This is a genomic window from Bradyrhizobium algeriense (assembly GCF_003062295.1).
In the GTDB taxonomy this organism is placed as follows: domain Bacteria; phylum Pseudomonadota; class Alphaproteobacteria; order Rhizobiales; family Xanthobacteraceae; genus Bradyrhizobium; species Bradyrhizobium algeriense.
On record NZ_PYCN01000007.1, the window covers coordinates 123,874 to 142,829 of the forward strand.

Genomic DNA, 18,956 nt, shown 5'->3' on the forward strand with positions numbered 1-18,956 from the left:
AGATAATTCTACGGGATAAAGCACTGCCCCCCGGCAGACTTCAGCTCGGTGCAGAACTGCACGGCCTCCTGCCGCGTGCGGTACGGGCCGACCATGGCGCGATACTTGGTCTTCCCATCAGCCAGATCCACCCGCCTGATGACAGGCGAACGGGAACCGAGCACGGACGCATACTTGCCCTGCGCCGCGCGGAACGACTCCCTGGCCGCGGACTCGCTGTCCTGCGACGTCACCGATACCAGAAAACTGCCTCCACCCTCGGAAGCTGCAGCCGGCGCGGTTTGCGTCGGGTTGGTCGCAGCCACGCGGGTCGACGGCTCCGATTCGCCCGCCTGAGGCGCGAGCGACATCGGCGTGTTGGCGCTGGCATTGGCGGAAGCCGGGTTACGCGCCGGCGGTGCTCCGGGAGCCGGAGCAGCGACGCCGCGCGTCGGCGGCTTCGGCGGCGGCGCGCTGGCGCCTGCCGGGATGCCGCCATTGTCAGCGGCGTCGCCCTTGACGGCGAGCGTCTTGATCCTGCGCGGCTCGTTGTTCGGCATCGTACCGGTGGCGGCAGGCATCGGCGCCGACGGCGATACACTTGAGGCCGGCGGCGGGTTGGCGTTCTGGTTCAACGGCGGAAACACCACGCGGGGTGCCCCCGAGCGGGAATTGACGTCGACCGGCGTTTCTTCGCGCGACACCAGCTTCTCGCCGCCATCGCCCGACAGCATGCGGTCAGGGTTCTTGGCGGCACTTGCGTCGGACTGCGCCGGCACCACCTTGGTCGGGCTGTTGTCGGCCCTGATGATCGGCGGCTCGCCCGAGCGGGGCGAACCGACAAAGGTGCGATAGGCAAAGGCAGCCCCCGTCCCCACTACGGCCAGCGCCAGCACGGCGGCAACCGTCATCAGGCCGCTCGAGCGCTTCTTCGGCGCAGGCTCTTCCTCATATTCGCCCTGGTAGGCGTAGGGATCGTCCGGATAGGCCGGATCGCGCTGATAGTCGTGCTCGCCGGTCTCTAACCGTCCATACAGCGCATCGTCGTAGCGCGACGGGTCCTGCTGCGGCTCGTCGGCATATTGCTGAGGCTGCTCGTCGTAGTCCTGCGCGGGCGGCGCTTGATACGCGGGCACCTGCGGCGGCTGGGCTGCGTAGCGATGCAAGGGATGCACCGGCGCCGGCTGGTACTCCGGCTCGTCATCGTATTTCTGCTCGTCATCGTATTTCTGATTGTATTCCTGCGGCAGCGGCGGCGGAGGCAGCGGGGTTTCGTGGCGCGCGCGCTGCATCCATGCCGGCGGGCTCGGAGGAGCATCGGGCAGCTCTTCCGGCGGATCATATTGCTGTGGGCGCACGTTGGCCCGCGACTGCAGCGGGCGCGGCGCGGGCTTGGCCGCGGCCCCGAGCGGATCATTCTGCCCGATCAGCCTCGCGAGCTCGGCAAGCGGATCACTCTCGCCGCGATCTTCGTCGGCGGAGGGAAAAGGTCGGTCCTGATATCGATTAGCCATCGTGATGATGCATCCCCTACGGGACAGCGCCAACTCGCCATGTCAAACAAACCATGACGAGCGTGGCCCCTGCCAGATACCCCACGAACCCCCATTCGTGAAGGCCTTCGCCCCTGCCTACCGCATCTCGGTCGGGGCGTGGACGCCGAGAACGGCTAAGCCCGATGCCAGAACCGAGACGACGCCCTGAACCATCGCCAGTCGCGCCCTCGTGATCTCTGCATCATTAGTTATAATGAAGCGTAAATAGGGCAAATCCCGCCCTTTCGTCCATAACGCATGAAATTCACTGGCCAAATCATATAGATAAAACGCGATTCGGTGCGGCTCATGCGCCACCGCCGCAGCCTCGATTATTCTGGGATAGAGCGCCAGCCGTTTCAAAAGGTCCAGTTCGGCCGGATCGGTCAGCAGGGCCACCGGGGCGTCCCCCAGCCAAGCCGACCGGGCGGCATCGTCCTCAGGCAGTTCCGGAACCACCTCGCGGGCATTCTTGAAGATCGAATGGCCGCGGGCATGCCCGTACTGGACGTAGAAGACGGGGTTGTCCTTCGATTGTTCGAGCACCTTGGCAAGGTCGAAATCGAGCACGGCGTCGTTCTTGCGGAACAGCATCATGAACCGCACCGCATCGGAGCCGACCTCGTCCACCACTTCGCGCAGCGTGACGAAATCGCCCGAGCGTTTCGACATCTTCACCGGTTCGCCGTTGCGCAAGAGCCGGACCAATTGCACGACCTTGACGTCCAGCGTCGCCCTGCCAGAGCTGACCGCTTTTACCGCCGCCTGCATCCGCTTGATGTAACCGCCATGATCGGCGCCAAACACGTCGATCATGTCGAGGAAGCCGCGGTCGAACTTGTTCCTGTGATTGGCGATGTCGGCAGCGAAATAGGTGTAGGAGCCGTCCGACTTGATCAGCGGACGGTCGACGTCATCGCCATAGGCAGTGGCGCGGAACAGCGTCTGGATGCGGTCCTCGTAATCCTCGACCGGCTTGCCCTTCGGCGGTTGCAGGCGGCCTTCGTAGATATCACCCTTGGCGCGCAGGAAATCGATGGTCTCGGTGACCTTGTTGTTGCCGGTCTCGATCAGCGACCGCTCCGAGAAGAACACGTCATGCTTGATGTTGAGCGCGGCGAGATCACCCTTGATCATTTCCATCATCAGGGCGATGGACTTATTGCGGACGATTGGCAGCCATGATGCCTCCGGCATCGCCTTCAAGTTGTCGCCATGCTCGGCCGCCAGCGCCTGCCCGACCGGCACGAGGTAATCGCCGGGATAGAGCCCTTCCGGAATCTCGCCGATGATTTCGCCAAGCGCTTCCCGGTAGCGCAGGAATGCCGAGCGCGCGAGCACGTCGACCTGCGCGCCGGCGTCGTTGATGTAATATTCGCGCGTGACGTCGTAGCCGGCAAAGTCAAGCAGACCGCACAGCGCGTCGCCGAACACGGCGCCGCGGCAGTGACCGACATGCATAGGTCCGGTCGGGTTGGCCGAGACGTATTCGACATTGACCTTGGCGCCGTGGCCGACCGCGCTTTTGCCGTAAGCCGCGCCTTCGCGCAGCATCGTGAGCAGCTCGGCCGTCCAGACCTCGGGCTTCAAGGTGAGATTGATGAAGCCGGGCCCCGCGACCTCGACGGAAGCCACCAGATCGTCGGCGCGCAATTTTTCCGCGATTTTATCGGCGAGTTCGCGCGGTTTTGCCTTGGCGTCCTTGGCGAGCACCATTGCGGCATTGGTCGCCATGTCGCCATGGCTGGCATCGCGCGGCGGCTCGACCACGACGCGGGAGAAATCGATGCCGGCGGGCCATTGGCCCTCGGCCGCGAGCGCGGCGCAGATCGCCTGCACGCGCACCAGCGCGTCGGCAAACAGATGTTGTGAAGCTGGCTTGTCGGACATGGCCGCCGCCTAACGCAATTCCGGGGTCGAGTCAAAAAGCCTTTGGTGCTCGATTAAGGCGAAACGGTCGGTCATCCCAGCGATGAAATTGCCGATCCGGCGGGCCCGCTCGCCCTCGCTCTCGCGCTCGGTGCCCTCGATCCATTCGGGCGGCAGGTCGCCCGGGGAGGCCTGGTAGCGCGCGAACAGGTCGAACAGGATCCCTTCCGCCTCGCCCATCACCCGCATGACGCGGTGGTGGCGGTACATATGCAGTTTCAGGAACGCCTTGATCGCGGCTTCCTCCTCGGCGACCGCGGGCGGAAAGGCGATCAGCGGCTGATGGTGATGACGGACGTCATGGGCCGATTGCGGCTTCCCCGCCGCAAGCCGCCTGCCCGCCTCCGACATGACCGCCCCGATCATGTAGGAAATCAGCTCGCGCACCAGTTCCGCGCCGCGCCTGGCGTCGTCGAGATTGGGATAATGCCGGTCGATCTCCTCGATGATCGCTTCGGTGAGCGGCATGACCTTCAAATCATCGACGCCGAACAAGCCGGCGCGCAGGCCGTCGTCGATGTCATGGGCGTCATAGGCGATATCGTCGGCAAAGGCCGCGGCCTGTGCCTCCAGCGAGGCGTAACTCCACAGCTCCAGATCGAACTTTTGATTGAAATCGGCGATGCCGACCGGAATCCCGCTTTCGCGGTACGGCCCGGCCGGAGCCCCGTCCGGCGCGGTCAGCGGGCCGTTATGCTTGACGATGCCCTCCAGCGTTTCCCAGGTCAGGTTTAGCCCGTCGAACTCGGGGTACCGATGCTCCAGCGAGGTCACCACCCGCAGCGCTTGGGCGTTGTGGTCGAAGCCGCCACGGGCGGCGAGGCATTTGTCGAGCGCCCGCTCGCCGGCATGGCCGAATGGGGGATGGCCGAGGTCATGGGCCAGCGCCAGGGTTTCCGTCAGGTCCTCGTCGAGGCCGAGCTGCCGGGCCAGCGCGCGGGCGATCTGCGCCACTTCCAGCGAATGGGTCAGCCGGGTGCGGTAATGGTCGCCCTCGTGGAACACGAACACCTGGGTCTTGTGCTTGAGGCGGCGGAACGCGGTGGAATGGATAACCCGGTCGCAATCCCGCCGGAACGGGCTGCGGGTTCGGCTCGGCGGCTCCGCAAACAGCCGGCCGCGGCTGGAATCGGGATCGCAGCCATAAAGCGCGCGGGGGGCAGCCATTCCGACCGACACGATTTTTTAGTCCTTATCCATTTGATTCCACGGGATTACACACTTAACTATGTATGACGCCCCATACCAAATGAATTGGGTATGACGGGGCCGGAGAGCATGCCATGACCACTGCCATCACCGTCAGCGAGCGGGCCGCCCGCCGCATCGGCGAAATCCTTAAAGTCGAAGGCGACGGCGCCATGCTGCGCATCTCCGTCGAGGGCGGCGGCTGCTCCGGCTTCCAGTACAAATTCGATGTCGACCATGCCAAGGCCGAGGACGACCTCGTGATCGCGCGCGAGGGCGCGGTGGTGCTGGTCGATCCGGCCTCGGTGCCATTCCTCGCCGGCTCCGAAGTCGATTTCGTGGATGACCTGATCGGCGCCTCGTTCCGCGTGGTCAATCCGAATGCCACGGCGTCGTGCGGTTGCGGGACGAGTTTTTCGGTCTGAGAATCTTGTAGCCCGGATGCGGTTATCATGTCCCGCGAAGGTGAGCTATCCAGCGCGCCGCGGCCCATCCACGTCATTGCGAGCGCAGCGAAGCAATCCATAGCGCCACACGCGGAGACATGGATTGCTTCGCTGCGCTCGCAATGACGGCTGGGCGCTCTACGCCTCGCCCGCGTAGCGCGACAAATCGGCTTTCAACATCGCCAGCATGTCATCCCTTACCGGATCACGCGTTCCCCGCGCGAAGACAGCCGCCAGCGGCAGCTTGTTCATATCGGAGGCTGCAAGGCGGATGAAGCGGACGCCGCGCGTTGCCATGCGCGAGGTCCAGCGCGGGACGATGGCGACGCCCAATCCTGCGGAGACCAGATTGACGATGGTCTGCTTTTCATCGGCGATCTGGGCGACGCGCGCCTCGCATCCGGCTTCGGCGAACAGTTTCATGGTGAGATCATGGCTGTGCGGACGCGAGCGGCGTTCGGGCACGATCAACGGCGCATTCTCGAGATCGGCGATGGTCACGCGCCTCCGCGAAGCCAGCGGATGACGCTCGGCGACTGCGACGACGGCCGTCTCGTGCAGCAGGAACAGAAACTCCAGCCGCTTGTCGGGCCGCTCCGGCGGACGCACGAAGGCGAGATCGAGCCGGCCGGACAACAGACGCGGCAGCAGGCGGACCGTCTTCTCCTCGACCAGTTGCACCGTGACATCGGGCTGCCGCTTGCGAAAATCATGGAGCAGCCGGGGCAGCAGGCCAGCGGCGGCGCTGTCGATGGCGCCGACGCGAATGATCGCTGCCCGTTTGCGGCCGCGCGTGCGAAAACGGCCGGCCAGCGCATCGGCCTGCGCCAGCAACGTTCGCGCTTCCTTCAGCAGCACAGCGCCATCGTCCGTCAGCGCGACGCTTCGCGTCGTGCGCGTCATCAGCCGCGTGCCGAGATCGTCTTCGAGCAAGCGGATGAAGCGGCCGAGCGCCGACGGCAGCATGTCAAGCCGCTGCGCCGCCCTGCCGAAATGCAATTCCTCGGCCGCCGCCACGAAGCAGCGCAAGTGATGTAGGTCCATCGGTCCTCCCGTCTTGGATTATATCAATTTTTTGTATAAACGCGAGGCAATTGCCTCCCCTCGTCCGAGGCCGCAAGCTCTCGCGCTGCAAGCTGGTTCAGGGAGATTTCGATGCGTGAATATTCAATCGCGGCAATTCCGGCCGACGGGATCGGTCCCGAGGTCATCGCCGCCGGCGTCACGGCGCTGGAGAGCCTCCAGAAGCGCCTGGGCGATGTGAAATTCAACGTCGAAACCTTCGATTGGGGTTCCGCCTATTACCGCAAGCACGGCGTGATGATGCCTGCGGATGCGCTCACCACGCTGAAGAAATTCGACGCGATCTATTTCGGCGCGGTCGGCGCGCCCGATGTTCCTGATCACATCACGCTGTGGGGCCTGCGCCTGCCGATCTGCCAGGGTTTTGACCAATACGCCAATGTCCGGCCGACCCGGATCCTGCCCGGCATCACCTCGCCGCTGCGCCATGCCGGCCCCGGCGATCTCGACTGGGTGATCGTGCGCGAAAACTCCGAAGGCGAATATGCCGGCTGCGGCGGGCGGGTGCATCGCGGCCTGCCGGAGGAAGTCGGCACCGAAGTCGCCGTCTTCACCCGCGTCGGGGTCCAGCGCATCATGCGCTACGCCTTCAAGCTGGCGCAGTCGCGCCCGCGAAAATTCCTCACCGTGGTTACAAAATCGAATGCGCAGCGGCACGGCATGGTGATGTGGGACGAGATCGCCGACGAGGTCTCGAAGGAATTCCCAGATGTCACCTGGGACAAGATGCTGGTCGATGCGATGACGGTGCGGATGACGCTGAAGCCGCAGAGTCTCGATACCATCGTGGCGACCAACCTCCACGCCGACATCCTCTCCGACCTCGCCGGCGCGCTGGCCGGCAGCCTCGGCGTGGCCCCGACCGCGAACATCGATCCCGAGCGGCGCTTTCCTTCGATGTTCGAGCCGATCCATGGCTCGGCATTCGATATCACCGGCAAGGGTATCGCGAATCCGGTCGCGAGCTTCTGGACCGCATCGCAGATGCTCGATCACCTCGGCGAGGCGGAAGCTTCGGCGCGGCTGATGCGCGCCGTGGAGCAGGTCACAGGCGCCGGCATCACCACGCCCGATGTCGGCGGTAACGCCACGACGAAGGATGTCACCGCGGCGGTGGTGGACGCGATCCATAGCTCCAACGTGTGACGGCCGGTCACCCGGCCATGACGGATCGATCGCGAGGCAAAAAGCCCGCGAGACAAATCAGAACAAGACCCCAGGGAGGCGTTAATGCAAATGAAGAAGACAGCCGCCATTGCGCTCGCATTCGCCATGGTCAGTTCCGCAGGCCTCGCGCAAAACTATCCGAACCGGCCGATCACGTTGCTGGTCCCCTTCGCCGCCGGCGGCGCCACCGACACGGTGGCGCGGGTGACTGCGCAATCGATGTCGAAACTCCTGGGCCAGACCATCGTCATCGAAAACGCGACGGGCGCCGGCGGCACGATCGCAGCCACCCGGGCCTCGCGCGCCGAACCTGACGGCTATACGCTGATGATCCACCATATCGGCATCTCCACGGCGGCCACGCTGTACCGCAAGCTGCCCTATGACACCAAGACGGCGTTCGCGCCGATCGGTCTCGTCACCAATGCGCCGATGACGATCATCGGCCGTCCCGATCTGCCGCCGAACACGCTTTCCGAGCTTGTCACCTACATCAAGGCCAATGGCGACAAGATGACCTTTGCCAATGCAGGCCTTGGCGCCGCATCGCATCTCTGCGGCATGCTGTTCATGACCGCGGTCGGCAAGGAAATCCTTACCGTGCCCTATAAGGGCAATGCGCCCATCATGAACGATCTGATCGGCAAGCAGATCGACCTCTCCTGCGACCAGACCACCAATACCACGGCGCCGATCGCCTCGAAGCTGGTCAAAGCCTACGCCATCACCACGAAGTCGCGCCTCGGGTCGATGCCCGACCTTCCGAGCGCGGATGAAGGCGGCTTGAAGGGCTTTGAAGTCGGCGCATGGCACGGCATCTATGCGCCGAAGGGCACGCCTGACGAAATCATTCAGAAATTGTCCAAGACGTTGCAGGAGGCGCTGCGGGACCCGGACCTGGTGAAGCGATTCAACGACATCAACACGGAACCTGTCCCGCAGGATCAGGCCACGCCCGCTGCGCTGAAGGCACAATTAATCAGCGAGGTCGACCGCTGGGCGCCGATCATCCGCGCAGCCAACCAGTTCGCGGATTGAGGCGTTTCCTCAAACCGTGCGGCCGTCGCCTCAGCGCTCGTTGATCCCGGTGCCGGAGCCGAGCGGGAAACGATCGGGATTGCGCTCGAACAGCGCGCGCCTCACGGCATCAAAGTGGCGGAGGCGCGTCTGGTGTAAGGCCTCTTACGTACCGGGCGTTTTAACGACCAGTTTTATGTTCAAGAGGTTGACGCCCTTGAACGGGTTCGGCGCGCTTTCGATGGTGCCCGTGCCCGTAGCGTTCGCATAGGCACCCGTGCCCGAGAGGATCGTATATTCGCCGTTTGACCGGCCGTCTTTGACTGCGCCGGTGTAACGCGCCGTAATCGAGCCTTCCTCGAACGTGTAGGTGCTGTAGCCGTAGTAGGGTCCCGAGCCTTTGAGCGAGTCTGCGGAATGGACGAACTCTTTCACCCCGATACGGCCGTCCTTGAAGACGGCGACGCCGAACAATTTGCCGGACATGACCGTCTGTCCTTCGACGTTTGCTGCCTCTGTTACCTTGACATCGATAGGCTTGGTGATGAGCTTGAACTCTAGCACCTGCTCTCCGGCTAGAGCGGTCGACGCCGCAATGACCAGTGCCACGCCAGAAAGGAAAACGGCGAGAGATTTGCGCATAGGCTTCTCCTCCGCTTGCTGGTTGAAATGTGGAATGCTTGCCGTGCCTCGCCAGTTGCCGACGTTCTTGGGACTGTCCAGCATGCAGGCTCGGACACGACTATAGGTCTTAGCGACGGAAGAAAGGTTCAGCGCTTGATCCCATGATCTTCACCAACCGGGGGCGGTCCCAAAAAGCAATTCCATGCCAATTCAATGGCCCTGGAAACCTCCGGAAACCTCCTGTGTTCTGCCTTTTCGGCGACAACCCGCCTTCACAGCGTGGGAACCGCCGCGCCCTCGGCGTCCCAAAGAACGTCGCTGTGCGTAAGATCACCTCGGAATTTCGATTCGACGGTATCGCCGGATACGGGCTTTTGGCTGCGAGTTTGCGGATTGAGGCGACCTTCACGCCTCGCGCTCAGCGCTCGCTGCCGAACAGCGCCTTAGCATTGCCATGCGCAATCTGCGCCGCGATCTTTGGCGGTAGCTGCGCAAGCCACGCCCGGTACCCGGCCATGATGTCGCCGTAGCTCGCCCAGCGCTCGTTGACCCAGGTGTCGGAGCCGAGCAGGAAACGGTCCGGGAAACGCTCGAACAATGCGCGCCATTCCGCCGTCAGCTTGCCGCTGCCGTCGATGATGCCGCCGCGGTAGGACAGTTCGCCCCACAGCTTTGGATATTTTGACAGCATTTCTGAAACGCGGTCGGTCGACAGGCCGAAGCCGGTATGGGCCCAGATGATGCGGGCGCGCGGGTTGTGGCGCATCAGGATTTCCACGGCGACATCATCGGCGTGGGCGTGCAGGTAAAGGTCGTGCTCAACAGCGAAATCGACAGTCTTCTTCACCCACTCGTTTTCGGCCGCCTTGCCCGAGATGTGGAATTCGCCGATGCCGCGGTAATAGCCGCGTTTGAATTCCTCCTGCACGAGGTCGAAAATGAAGGGATCGCCGAACCAGGTCTGGATGTCCGCGCGCACGCGGTAGGGCCGAATGAAGGGCACGATCTGCAGGCCCTGGGGCTTGGCGTCCATCAGCGCATGCGTACCGGTGTTCGGGCGGCTGGTCGCGAGGATGCCGGTGACGCGGTGTTTTTTGAACAGCGCCAGCACTTCGTCGACGCTGTAGTGGGGATTTGGCTCCCAATTGTAGTGCAGATGGGCGTCGAAGATTTCGATTGGCTCGTCGGCGCGGGCCAGGCCGACGATGAACGCCAGCGCCATCAGGACAGCAGCCCCCCGCGCAGCCGACCGCATCACGCGTCCAAACGTCATCATTCGGCGGCGACCACGTGCGGCCGCTCGTCGCCCGCTTCTTCCAGTTGCGGTTCGAGCTTGCGCCGCAGGCGGCGGTCGATGCGGTCAAGATAGATGTAGACGACCGGCGTGATGTAGAGCGTCAGCAGTTGCGACAAGCAGAGACCGCCGACCACGGCGACGCCGAGCGGCTGGCGCAATTCGGCGCCGGCGCCGGCGCCGAGCGCGATCGGCAATGTGCCGAAGATCGCGGCAAACGTCGTCATCATGATGGGGCGGAAACGCAACAGCGCGGCTTCGCGGATGGCGTGCTCGGCGCTGAGGCCAACGCGGCGGCGCTCCAGCGCAAAATCCACCATCATGATGGCGTTCTTCTTGACGATGCCGACCAGCATCACGATGCCGATCATCGCAATGACAGACATTTCCATTCCGAACAGCATCAGGGTGAGGATCGCGCCGATGCCGGCCGACGGCAGGCCCGAGATGATGGTGATCGGGTGGATGAAGCTCTCGTAGAGAATGCCGAGGATGACGAAGGCGGCGAAAACAGCGGCGAGGATCAGGACACCCTGCCCGCGCAGCGAATCCTGGAACACCTGCGCGGTGCCGGAGAAGCCGGTGGCGATGGTCGCCGGAAGGTTCGAGGTCTGCTCGAGCTCGGTGATCTTGTCGACTGCGTAGCCCAGCGAATTGCCGGGCGCGAGGTTGAAGGAGATCGTCACCGCCGGCTGCTGGGCCTGGTGGTTGATCTGCAGCGGACCGACCGTCGGAACCAGTTTTGCCACCGCCGACAGCGGAATGGTCTGGTTGTTCTGGGTCTTCATGTAGAGCTTGGAGAGATCCGACGGATCGACCCGGAACTGCGGCTGCACTTCCAGGATGATCTGGTAGTCGTTCGACGGCATGTAGATGGTGCCGACCTGGCGCGAGCCGTAGGCGTTGTAGAGCTGGTTACGCACCTGGTCGACGGTGATGCCGTAGACCGCGGCCTTTTCGCGGTCGATGTCGACCGTCATCTGCGGATTCTTGATGTAGAGGTCGGTGGTGACGTCGAGCAGACCGGGCAGCTTCTCGATCTTCTCGCGCATCTCAGGCGCCAGCCGGTACAGCGACTCGGTGTCGCCGCTCTGCATCACGTATTGATACTGGCTCTTGGAAATCCGGCCGCCGATATTGAGGTTCTGGATCGGCTGGAAGAACGCCTGCATGCCCGGGATATCGCGGGCCTTGAGTCGCAGCCGGCCGATGATCGTGTTGAGATTGTCGCGCTCCTTCTTCTGCTTCAGCGCGATGAACAGACGTCCGTAATTCGCCGTCGCGTTGGGGCCGCCGGCGCCGACGGTGGAGTTGATATACTCGACCGCGGGGTCGGATCTCAGCACGCCGACCAGCGCTTGCTGCCGCTCCTTCATCGCCTCGAAGGAAGTATCGGTGGCGGCTTCGGTCACACCGATCAGGAAGCCGGTGTCCTCCTGCGGGAAGAAGCCCTTCGGCACGATCATGTAGAGATAGACGGTGCCGCCCAAGGTGGCCAGCGTCACCATCAGCATCAGGAATTTCCGGGCCAGCACCCAGTCGAGCGTCCACTCATAGGCGCGCAGCCAGGATTCGAACATCGCCTCGAAGACGCGAAGCACGACATTTGGCCGCTTGGTCGCGTCATGGGCCCGCAGCACGCGCGCGCACAGCATCGGCGTCAGGGTCAGCGACACGAAGCCAGACACGATGATCGCAACCGATACGGTGACGGCGAATTCGCGGAACACACGGCCGACGATACCGCCCATCAACAGCACCGGAATGAACACGGCGATCAGCGAGAATGTGATCGAGATGATCGTAAAGCCGATCTCGCGGGCGCCCTTCAGCGCGGCCTCGAACGGCCGCATGCCATGCTCGATGTGGCGGACGATGTTTTCCAGCATGACGATGGCGTCGTCGACCACGAAGCCGACCGAAAGCGTCAGCGCCAGCAGCGTCATGTTGTTGATGGAATAGTCGAGCGCGTACATCACCGCGCAGGTGCCGAACAGCGAAATCGGAACCGCCAGCGCCGGAATGAAGGTCGCGGACGCCGAACGCAGGAACAGGAAGATCACCAGGATCACCAGCCCGATCGCGATCAGCAGCGTCTCCTCGACGTCGGCCACGGCCTGGCGGATGGAAATGGAGCGGTCCATCAGCACGTTGATCGACACCGACGGCGGGATCTGCGCCCGCAGCACCGGGAACTTGGCCAGAATGGAGTCGACCACCGCCACGGTGTTGGCGTCCGGCTGCTTCTGAATACCCAGCACGATGGCGCGCTCGTCATTCAGCCAGCTCGCAATCCGCTCGTTCTCGACGCTATCGTAGATCCGCGCGACCTCATCGAGCTTGACCGGGGAACCGTTGCGCCAGGCCACCACGATCTGGCGATAATCAATCGCCTTGTCCATCTGGCCCGAGGCCTGCAGCGCCACGTCCTGCTTCGGCCCGTTCAGCGTGCCAACAGGCGTCGAGGAATTGGCGCGGGACACCGCCGTCCTGATGTCCTCGAGCGACAGCCCGCGGGCCGCAGCGGCCTCAGGGTCGGCCTGGACACGAATGGCGAACTTCTGCGCGCCGTAGACACTGACCTGAGCGACGCCCGGAATCTGCGAGAGCGTCTGGCCGATGGTGATGTCGCCATATTCGTGGACCGCCGACAGCGGCAGCGTCGACGAGTTGAGCACGACGAACAGAACAGGGAAATCGGCCGGGTTCACTTTGCGGAAGCTCGGCGGGATGATCATCTCGACCGGTAACCGGCGCTGCGCAATCGTCAGCGCGGTCTGCACGTCGAGCGCTGCGGCGTCGATGTTGCGGTTGAGATCGAACTGGATGGTGATGGTGCTGATGCCCTGCGACGAGTTCGACGACATCGAGGAGATGCCGGCAACCGTCGAGAGCTGGCGCTCGATGACGCCGGCGACCGAGGCCGCCATGGTGTCCGCGCTCGCGCCAGGCAGGGTCGCGGTGACGGCAATAGTCGGGAAATCGACCCGCGGCAGCGCCGAGACCGGCAGCAGGCGGAAGCCGAAAATGCCGAACGCGATGATCGACGCCGTGATCAGCGTCGTCATGACCGGCCGGCGGATGCAGAGTTCGGAGAGCGTCATCGGTTACGCTCCGGCCTTCTTGGCCCGCGGCTCGATCCGCGTTCCGTCCGACAGCAGCAACTGCCCGTCGACGACGACACTCTCGCCGCCCGCGAGCCCTTCCGAGATCACCGACATGCCCTGCGCGGTGCGGTCGACCTTGACCGGCTGGACCTTGGCGGCACCGTCCTTGACCACGAAGACGAAATTGCCGCTCTGGCTGCGCTGCACGGCGACCGTCGGCACCACGATCGAATCCTCGCTGCGGATGATGAGCTTGGCCGCGACCAACGTCCCCGGCCACAAACTCTCGTTCTCATTGTTCATGATGCCACGCACGGTGACCATGCCGGTGGCCATATCCACGGTGTTTTCGATCATCGCGACCTTGCCGGTCTCGGAGTGTTGGCGGCCCGGAATGGTCGCGGTGACGCCAGAGGCACCCTTGGCCATGGACTCGCGCAGATCCACCAGCACGCGCTGCGGAACCGCGAAGGTCACGTAAACCGGCGCCATCTGGTTGATGACCGCAAGCGGGGTGGTATCGGCCGGGCGCACGAAATTGCCGACCTTCACATTGGCGACGCTGATGCGCCCCGCGAACGGCGCGCGGATCGTGGTGTAGCTTTTCTGGACCTTCAGATTGTCGAGCGCAGCCTGATTGGCCTTGATGGAGCCGGCCAGGATGTCGGACTGCGTTTTAGCGTTGTCGACATTGACCTGCGTGGTCGCGCCCTTGCCGACGAGATCGGTGAAGCGGCGGAGGTCGCGCTGGGCGCCCTCGAGCTGCGCATGATCCCTGGCCAGCACGCCCTCGGCCTGCTCGATCTGGGCGTCGATCTGGCGGCTGTCGAGCGTGAACAGCAGATCGCCTTCGTTGACCTTGGCGCCGTCCTCGAAGTGCACCGCGACGATGGTGGTCTCCAGCCGCGACTTCAGCGCCACGCTGGAGATCGGTGTCACCATGCCGATCGCGTCGACATCGACGGGCATGACTTTGCGCTCCGCCTTGGCCAGCTCGACGGAAACCATCCGCGGCCGCTGCGGGCCCTGGGCGTTGCTGCTGCCGCCCATCCAGGAGGAGCGGGTGATGAAACCCGCCGCGGCAGCGATGCCGACCGCGCCGGCAAGAAGTATCAAGGTACGTTTTTTCATATTTTTTCACGCCCGCCAGTCCGAAAGGACGGGACGATCTTCTCCTGCCCCTTGACGGCGACGGGTGCGCCTTATTTCTAAACGATTACCACAGCCTTCCTGCACATGGTATGCCACTGCCAGAAAATGTGTAGTTACAATCCCGGGCGATCTTATGCGCATTGCAACCTGGAACGTTAATTCGATCCGGCAGCGGGTCGACCATCTCCTGACCTGGCTCAAGGAGACCTCGCCCGATATCGTCTGCCTGCAGGAAATCAAATGCGTCGACGAGGCGTTCCCGAGGCTGGAGATCGAGGCACTCGGCTATAATGTCGTCACCCACGGCCAGAAGACCTTCAACGGCGTCGCGCTCCTGTCGAAGCTGCCGTTCGACGAGACCAAATCGGGTCTTGCCGGTGACGACGAGGACGCCCATGCCCGGTTCCTCGAAGGCGTGGTGACACTGAAGACCGGCGTGATGCGGATCGCCTGCCTCTATCTGCCCAACGGCAACCCGCCGGATACGGACAAATATCCCTATAAACTCAAATGGATGTCGCGCCTTCTTGAGTATTCGAAGGAGCGTCTTAAGGCAGAAGAACCGCTGGTGCTCGCAGGCGACTTCAACGTCATTCCGGCCGCTCGCGACGTTTATAACCCGGCCGCTTGGGGCAACGATGCGCTGTTCCGTCCCCAAACCCGCGAGGCCTTCCAGTCCCTCCTCGGCCTCGGGCTGACGGACGCGCTGCGCACGGTGACCGACGAGCCAAACCTCTACACCTTCTGGGACTATCAGGCGGGCGCCTGGCAGAAGAACTGGGGCCTTCGAATCGACCATCTCCTGCTGTCGCCACAGGCCAGCGACCGCCTGACCAATGTCGGCGTGGACAGCTACGTGCGCGCCTGGGAGAAGCCGTCCGACCACGTGCCAGTGTGGGCGGATTTCGACCTGGAGACGGCTTGAGCGGGACAGGCGCGGCAATGGTGGCGATTCGGGATGCTGCGTCCGTAGACGCCGTCGCGGCCTGCCATGTCCTGAGAGAATCGATCTCCCGCTTGTGCGTTGCCGATCACGACAACGATCCGGCGATCCTGAATGCGTGGCTGGCCAACAAGACGCCGGAAACGGTGGCTGCGTGGGCTGTGCAGAAGAGAAGCTCGCTCCTGCTCGCCGTCGAGGGCGATGCCGTCCTCGGGGTGGGATCCGTGACGGACGCAGGCGAGATCATGCTGAACTATGTGGCGCCCGGTGCACGATTTCGCGGCGTCAGCCGTGCCTTGCTCAGCGCGCTCGAAGCCAGAGCGGTGGAGCGCGGCAACAGTCGCTGCGCGCTCACAAGCACCAAGACGGCGCATCGCTTCTATCAGTCGGCTGGTTATGTTGACGACGGAGTGCCGACAGGCAAATTCGGCACGAACGCCGGCTATCCGATGTCCAGGCGGATTGTCGCTTCGCGGTCGCTGGGCAAATCACGCCAGTTTGTAGGTTGGGCAAAGCCACCGGGTCGCGCGAATGCGTGCCCAGTGACGAGCGCGATTGCGCCCGCACAGTGATGACAGGCTCCGCGTGCCCACCACTCATGATCGATCGGGAAAGGAAGATGGTGGGCACGGCGCAAGAACGCCTTTGCCCACCCTACAAATCGGCTAGCGCCGCTCAGTCCCGCTTGCCCTGCACCCAGTGCTCGAGCATCTGCAGTGCCGTGGCGCGGTCGTCGTCGGAGGCCTTGGCGAAAGCGCGGTTGTAGCTTTCGCGGATCCAGCTCTCGTCGGGGGCCGCATTGTCGCGCGCCAGCGTCAGCCACATCAGGCCACGGGCCGCCTGCCGCGGCAGCCGGTCGCCGTTGAACAGCATCTGGCCGAGCATGGCCTGCGCCTGATGCTGGCCCTTCTGGGCGGCCAGACCAAGCCAGCGCGCGCCGTAGCGGAAATCGTCCCGCGAGGCGTCCGGCGTCTTCAGGTAAAGCCGCGCCAGATCGTACTGCGCGTCGGCGTTGCCGAAATAGGACGCGGCATAGGAGAACATCTCCCGGGCGCGATCGGTATCGGGCTTGACCTTGGAGTTCGGGATGCCGTTGAGGTAGTAGCGCCCCAGCGCCACGAAGGCATTGGCGACGATCGTCGCCTGCGGCGCCGACGGGCTGTCCTCGGCATGCGCGTTGGCGATGCGGCTGAAATATTCGAAGGCGCGCAGATCGTCCTGGATGACGCCATTGCCATCGGCATACATCCGGCCGAGCTTCCACTGCGCGACGGGATGGCCACCCTCGGCGGCGTATTGCAGCGAAGTCAGCGAGGACGCGGCAACCGCAGTCGCGGTCGGCGCTGCGGGCGGGACCTTCTTCAGGGCCTGGGCCGTGACGGCTTGCGCGGCGGCGGGCTGGTTCCCCATGGGCAGCGTGGCGTCCGGCTTCACCGGCGCGCCATCAAATGCGAATCCAGGAGCCGCCACCGGCGTGGCCCCCAGCATCAACGCAAGAATGATACGCCTAGATGTCCGCATAACACTGTTTCTCGTGCGCACCGCCAGGATGGGTTACAGCCCCATCCACCGCCGGCCCAACCTGTTGGGCATATTTCCACAGCGCACCCGACGTGTGGTTAGTCTGTCGAGGCGCCCATTTGGTTTTACGTTCGGCGAGTTCGGCGTCGGTCAATTTTACGTTAAGGATTCCGACCTCGGCGTCGATCTCGATAATGTCACCATTTTGCAACAGGGCGATCGGACCGCCCACGGCCGCCTCCGGCCCGACATGGCCGATGCAGAACCCGCGGGTGGCGCCAGAGAACCGGCCGTCGGTGATCAGGGCGACCTTGCCGCCCATCCCCTGCCCGGTCAGCGCCGCCGTGGTCGAGAGCATCTCCCGCATGCCGGGACCGCCGCGCGGCCCCTCGTAGCGGATCACGATGACCTCGCCTTCCTTGTAGGTCCGTTTCTGGACCGACTCGAAGGCGTCCTCTTCGCGATCGAAGCAACGGGCAGGACCGGTAAATTTCAGCTTCGACATGCCCGCGACCTTCACGATCGCACCCTCCGGCGCGAGATTACCCTTCAACCCGACAACGCCGCCCGTGACGGTGATCGGGTTGTCGGCGGACCGCACCACATCCTGGTGCGGATTCCACTTCACGCTTTTGAGGTTTTCGGCGATCGTACGGCCTGTGACGGTGATGCAATCTCCGTGGAGGTGGCCATTGTCGAGCAGCGTTTTCATCAGAAGCGGTATGCCGCCAACCTCGAACATGTCTTTGGCAACATAACGGCCCCCTGGCTTCAAATCCGCGACATACGGTGTCTTTTTGAAGATTTCGGCGACGTCGAATAAGTCAAACTTAATGCCGCACTCATGCGCAATGGCCGGTAGGTGCAGCGCAGCATTGGTCGATCCGCCGGAGGCCGCGACCACGGCGGCGGCATTCTCCAGCGAGCGGCGGGTGACAATGTCGCGCGGCCGGATATTGGCTGCGATCAGCTCCAGAACCTTCTCGCCGGCGGCTGAGCAAAACGCGTCGCGAATTTCGTAAGGCGCTGGCGCCCCAGCCGAATACGGCAGGGCCAGACCGATCGCCTCGGATACCGTCGCCATGGTGTTGGCGGTGAATTGTGCACCGCACGCCCCTGCCGAGGGGCAGGCCACCCGCTCGATTTCATCGAGGTCAGCGTCCGACATTTCGCCGACTGAATGCTTGCCGACGGCCTCGAACATGTCCTGCACTGTGACCTGCTGGCCACGGAAATTGCCCGGCAGAATCGATCCGCCATAAATGAAGATCGAGGGCACGTTGAGCCGGACCATCGCCATCATCATGCCCGGCAGCGATTTGTCGCAGCCGGCAAGCCCGACCAGGGCGTCATAGGCATGGCCGCGGACGGTCAGTTCGACCGAGTCGGCGATGCATTCGCGGGACGGCAGTGACGAGCGCATGCCGTCATGGCCCATGGCGATGCCGTCGGTCACGGTGATGGTGCAGAATTCGCGCGGGGTGCCGCCGGCGGCCGCAACGCCCTTCTTGACCGCCTGCGCCTGGCGCATCAGCGAGATATTGCAGGGCGCGGCCTCGTTCCAGCAGGACGCGACGCCGACGAAAGGCTGGTGGATCTGCTGGGTGGTCAGCCCCATCGCGTAGAGATAGGACCGATGGGGCGCGCGCTCCGGCCCCTCCGTCACGTGACGGCTCGGCAACCTCTTCTTGATGTCGGTTTTGGCGTCCATCCGCGAAACCTGTTTTCCCCAGCCATCTCGTGTCGGTCTCGGGAGCAATTTCCCGTCGCCTTCACCGGTGCTGAGGCCAATCAGCTATGAAAGAAATGGTTTCATGGAGGGGTGTGGCCAAAAAGCGGCGCAAGCAAGAGGCGGGCGGAGCAATTAACCAAATGTCCGCCCACTGTTGCGGGCACGCAACAATCGTGGCCCGGCGGCAACCTTTATTTGGCTTTATCGAAGCCGCCCCCGCCGCCCGCTTCGACTGGCCT

General features: G+C 63.7%; 15 protein-coding genes. 5 read left to right on the forward strand and 10 right to left on the reverse strand.

The annotated features are described in order from the left end of the window. Positions 1–8: 8 nt before the first annotated feature. The 3 genes from C7G61_RS16495 to C7G61_RS16505 all read right to left on the reverse strand — a co-directional run bounded on the left by C7G61_RS16495 (position 9) and on the right by C7G61_RS16505 (position 4,622). On the reverse strand, positions 9–1,493 hold the full coding sequence (locus C7G61_RS16495; protein WP_108515988.1) for an SPOR domain-containing protein: 1,485 nt from the start codon (positions 1,491–1,493) through the stop codon (positions 9–11). Between the two features lie 117 nt (positions 1,494–1,610). Beyond that, positions 1,611–3,404, reverse strand: a complete 1,794-nt coding sequence (argS, locus tag C7G61_RS16500; protein WP_108515990.1) for an arginine--tRNA ligase — start codon at positions 3,402–3,404, stop codon at positions 1,611–1,613. 9 nt (positions 3,405–3,413) lie between these two features. After that, positions 3,414–4,622 (reverse strand): deoxyguanosinetriphosphate triphosphohydrolase, encoded by a 1,209-nt coding sequence (locus tag C7G61_RS16505; RefSeq protein ID WP_108515992.1) that lies wholly within the window; start codon positions 4,620–4,622, stop codon positions 3,414–3,416. Between the two features lie 104 nt (positions 4,623–4,726). Here C7G61_RS16505 and erpA point away from each other — a divergent pair, with 104 nt between their 5' ends. Continuing rightward, a complete protein-coding gene (gene erpA / locus C7G61_RS16510) occupies positions 4,727–5,056 on the forward strand; it encodes an iron-sulfur cluster insertion protein ErpA (protein WP_108515995.1) in 330 nt (109 codons plus the stop codon). A 159-nt stretch (positions 5,057–5,215) separates the two neighbouring features. On the opposite strand, the gene C7G61_RS16515 is transcribed toward erpA, so the two are convergent. Beyond that, on the reverse strand, positions 5,216–6,121 hold the full coding sequence (locus C7G61_RS16515) for a LysR family transcriptional regulator (protein WP_108515997.1): 906 nt from the start codon (positions 6,119–6,121) through the stop codon (positions 5,216–5,218). A 111-nt stretch (positions 6,122–6,232) separates the two neighbouring features. On the opposite strand from C7G61_RS16515, the gene C7G61_RS16520 reads away from it, so the two are divergent. Continuing rightward, positions 6,233–7,306, forward strand: coding sequence for a tartrate dehydrogenase (locus C7G61_RS16520; protein ID WP_108515999.1), 1,074 nt, complete (start codon positions 6,233–6,235; stop codon positions 7,304–7,306). A 90-nt stretch (positions 7,307–7,396) separates the two neighbouring features. Next, positions 7,397–8,365, forward strand: a complete 969-nt coding sequence (locus tag C7G61_RS16525; RefSeq protein ID WP_108516320.1) for a tripartite tricarboxylate transporter substrate binding protein BugD — start codon at positions 7,397–7,399, stop codon at positions 8,363–8,365. Between the two features lie 144 nt (positions 8,366–8,509). Here C7G61_RS16525 and C7G61_RS16530 read toward each other — a convergent pair whose 3' ends face one another. The 4 genes from C7G61_RS16530 to C7G61_RS16545 all read right to left on the reverse strand — a co-directional run bounded on the left by C7G61_RS16530 (position 8,510) and on the right by C7G61_RS16545 (position 14,500). Then, complete coding sequence (locus C7G61_RS16530) at positions 8,510–9,070, reverse strand: DUF3224 domain-containing protein (protein WP_244608321.1); 561 nt, start codon at positions 9,068–9,070, stop codon at positions 8,510–8,512. A gap of 316 nt (positions 9,071–9,386) precedes the next feature. Beyond that, a complete protein-coding gene (locus tag C7G61_RS16535; RefSeq protein WP_108516324.1) occupies positions 9,387–10,223 on the reverse strand; it encodes an amidohydrolase family protein in 837 nt (278 codons plus the stop codon). Between the two features lie 17 nt (positions 10,224–10,240). Next, complete coding sequence (locus C7G61_RS16540) at positions 10,241–13,366, reverse strand: efflux RND transporter permease subunit (RefSeq protein WP_108516001.1); 3,126 nt, start codon at positions 13,364–13,366, stop codon at positions 10,241–10,243. Positions 13,367–13,369: 3 nt separating this feature from the next. Further along, positions 13,370–14,500, reverse strand: a complete 1,131-nt coding sequence (locus C7G61_RS16545) for an efflux RND transporter periplasmic adaptor subunit (RefSeq protein WP_108516004.1) — start codon at positions 14,498–14,500, stop codon at positions 13,370–13,372. Between the two features lie 154 nt (positions 14,501–14,654). Between C7G61_RS16545 and xth the strand changes: the two genes are divergently transcribed. Further along, complete coding sequence (xth, locus tag C7G61_RS16550; protein ID WP_108516007.1) at positions 14,655–15,446, forward strand: exodeoxyribonuclease III; 792 nt, start codon at positions 14,655–14,657, stop codon at positions 15,444–15,446. Next, positions 15,443–16,036 (forward strand): GNAT family N-acetyltransferase, encoded by a 594-nt coding sequence (locus C7G61_RS16555; RefSeq protein WP_338026085.1) that lies wholly within the window; start codon positions 15,443–15,445, stop codon positions 16,034–16,036. Before xth ends, C7G61_RS16555 begins: the two co-directional genes overlap by 4 nt. A 103-nt stretch (positions 16,037–16,139) precedes the next feature. On the opposite strand, the gene C7G61_RS16560 is transcribed toward C7G61_RS16555, so the two are convergent. Then, positions 16,140–16,985 carry a tetratricopeptide repeat protein gene (locus C7G61_RS16560; protein WP_108516010.1) on the reverse strand — a complete coding sequence of 282 codons (846 nt, stop codon included), beginning with the start codon at positions 16,983–16,985 and terminating at the stop codon, positions 16,140–16,142. Further along, positions 16,972–18,696: a dihydroxy-acid dehydratase gene (gene ilvD, locus C7G61_RS16565; protein WP_108516012.1), complete on the reverse strand. Its 1,725-nt coding sequence runs from the start codon at positions 18,694–18,696 to the stop codon at positions 16,972–16,974. Before ilvD ends, C7G61_RS16560 begins: the two co-directional genes overlap by 14 nt. Positions 18,697–18,956 lie beyond the last annotated feature (260 nt).

Bases quoted from the DNA above. Each gene is read 5' to 3' on its own strand.
- C7G61_RS16560 (WP_108516010.1), bottom strand. From the start codon at position 16,985: ATGCGGACATCTAGGCGTATCATTCTTGCGTTGATGCTGGGGGCCACG.
- C7G61_RS16530 (WP_244608321.1), bottom strand. From the start codon at position 9,070: ATGCTGGACAGTCCCAAGAACGTCGGCAACTGGCGAGGCACGGCAAGC.
- ilvD (WP_108516012.1), bottom strand. From the start codon at position 18,696: ATGGACGCCAAAACCGACATCAAGAAGAGGTTGCCGAGCCGTCACGTG.
- C7G61_RS16515 (WP_108515997.1), bottom strand. From the start codon at position 6,121: ATGGACCTACATCACTTGCGCTGCTTCGTGGCGGCGGCCGAGGAATTG.
- erpA (WP_108515995.1), top strand. From the start codon at position 4,727: ATGACCACTGCCATCACCGTCAGCGAGCGGGCCGCCCGCCGCATCGGC.
- C7G61_RS16520 (WP_108515999.1), top strand. From the start codon at position 6,233: ATGCGTGAATATTCAATCGCGGCAATTCCGGCCGACGGGATCGGTCCC.
- C7G61_RS16545 (WP_108516004.1), bottom strand. From the start codon at position 14,500: ATGAAAAAACGTACCTTGATACTTCTTGCCGGCGCGGTCGGCATCGCT.
- C7G61_RS16540 (WP_108516001.1), bottom strand. From the start codon at position 13,366: ATGACGCTCTCCGAACTCTGCATCCGCCGGCCGGTCATGACGACGCTG.
- C7G61_RS16525 (WP_108516320.1), top strand. From the start codon at position 7,397: ATGAAGAAGACAGCCGCCATTGCGCTCGCATTCGCCATGGTCAGTTCC.
- xth (WP_108516007.1), top strand. From the start codon at position 14,655: ATGCGCATTGCAACCTGGAACGTTAATTCGATCCGGCAGCGGGTCGAC.
- C7G61_RS16535 (WP_108516324.1), bottom strand. From the start codon at position 10,223: ATGCGGTCGGCTGCGCGGGGGGCTGCTGTCCTGATGGCGCTGGCGTTC.
- C7G61_RS16495 (WP_108515988.1), bottom strand. From the start codon at position 1,493: ATGGCTAATCGATATCAGGACCGACCTTTTCCCTCCGCCGACGAAGAT.
- argS (WP_108515990.1), bottom strand. From the start codon at position 3,404: ATGTCCGACAAGCCAGCTTCACAACATCTGTTTGCCGACGCGCTGGTG.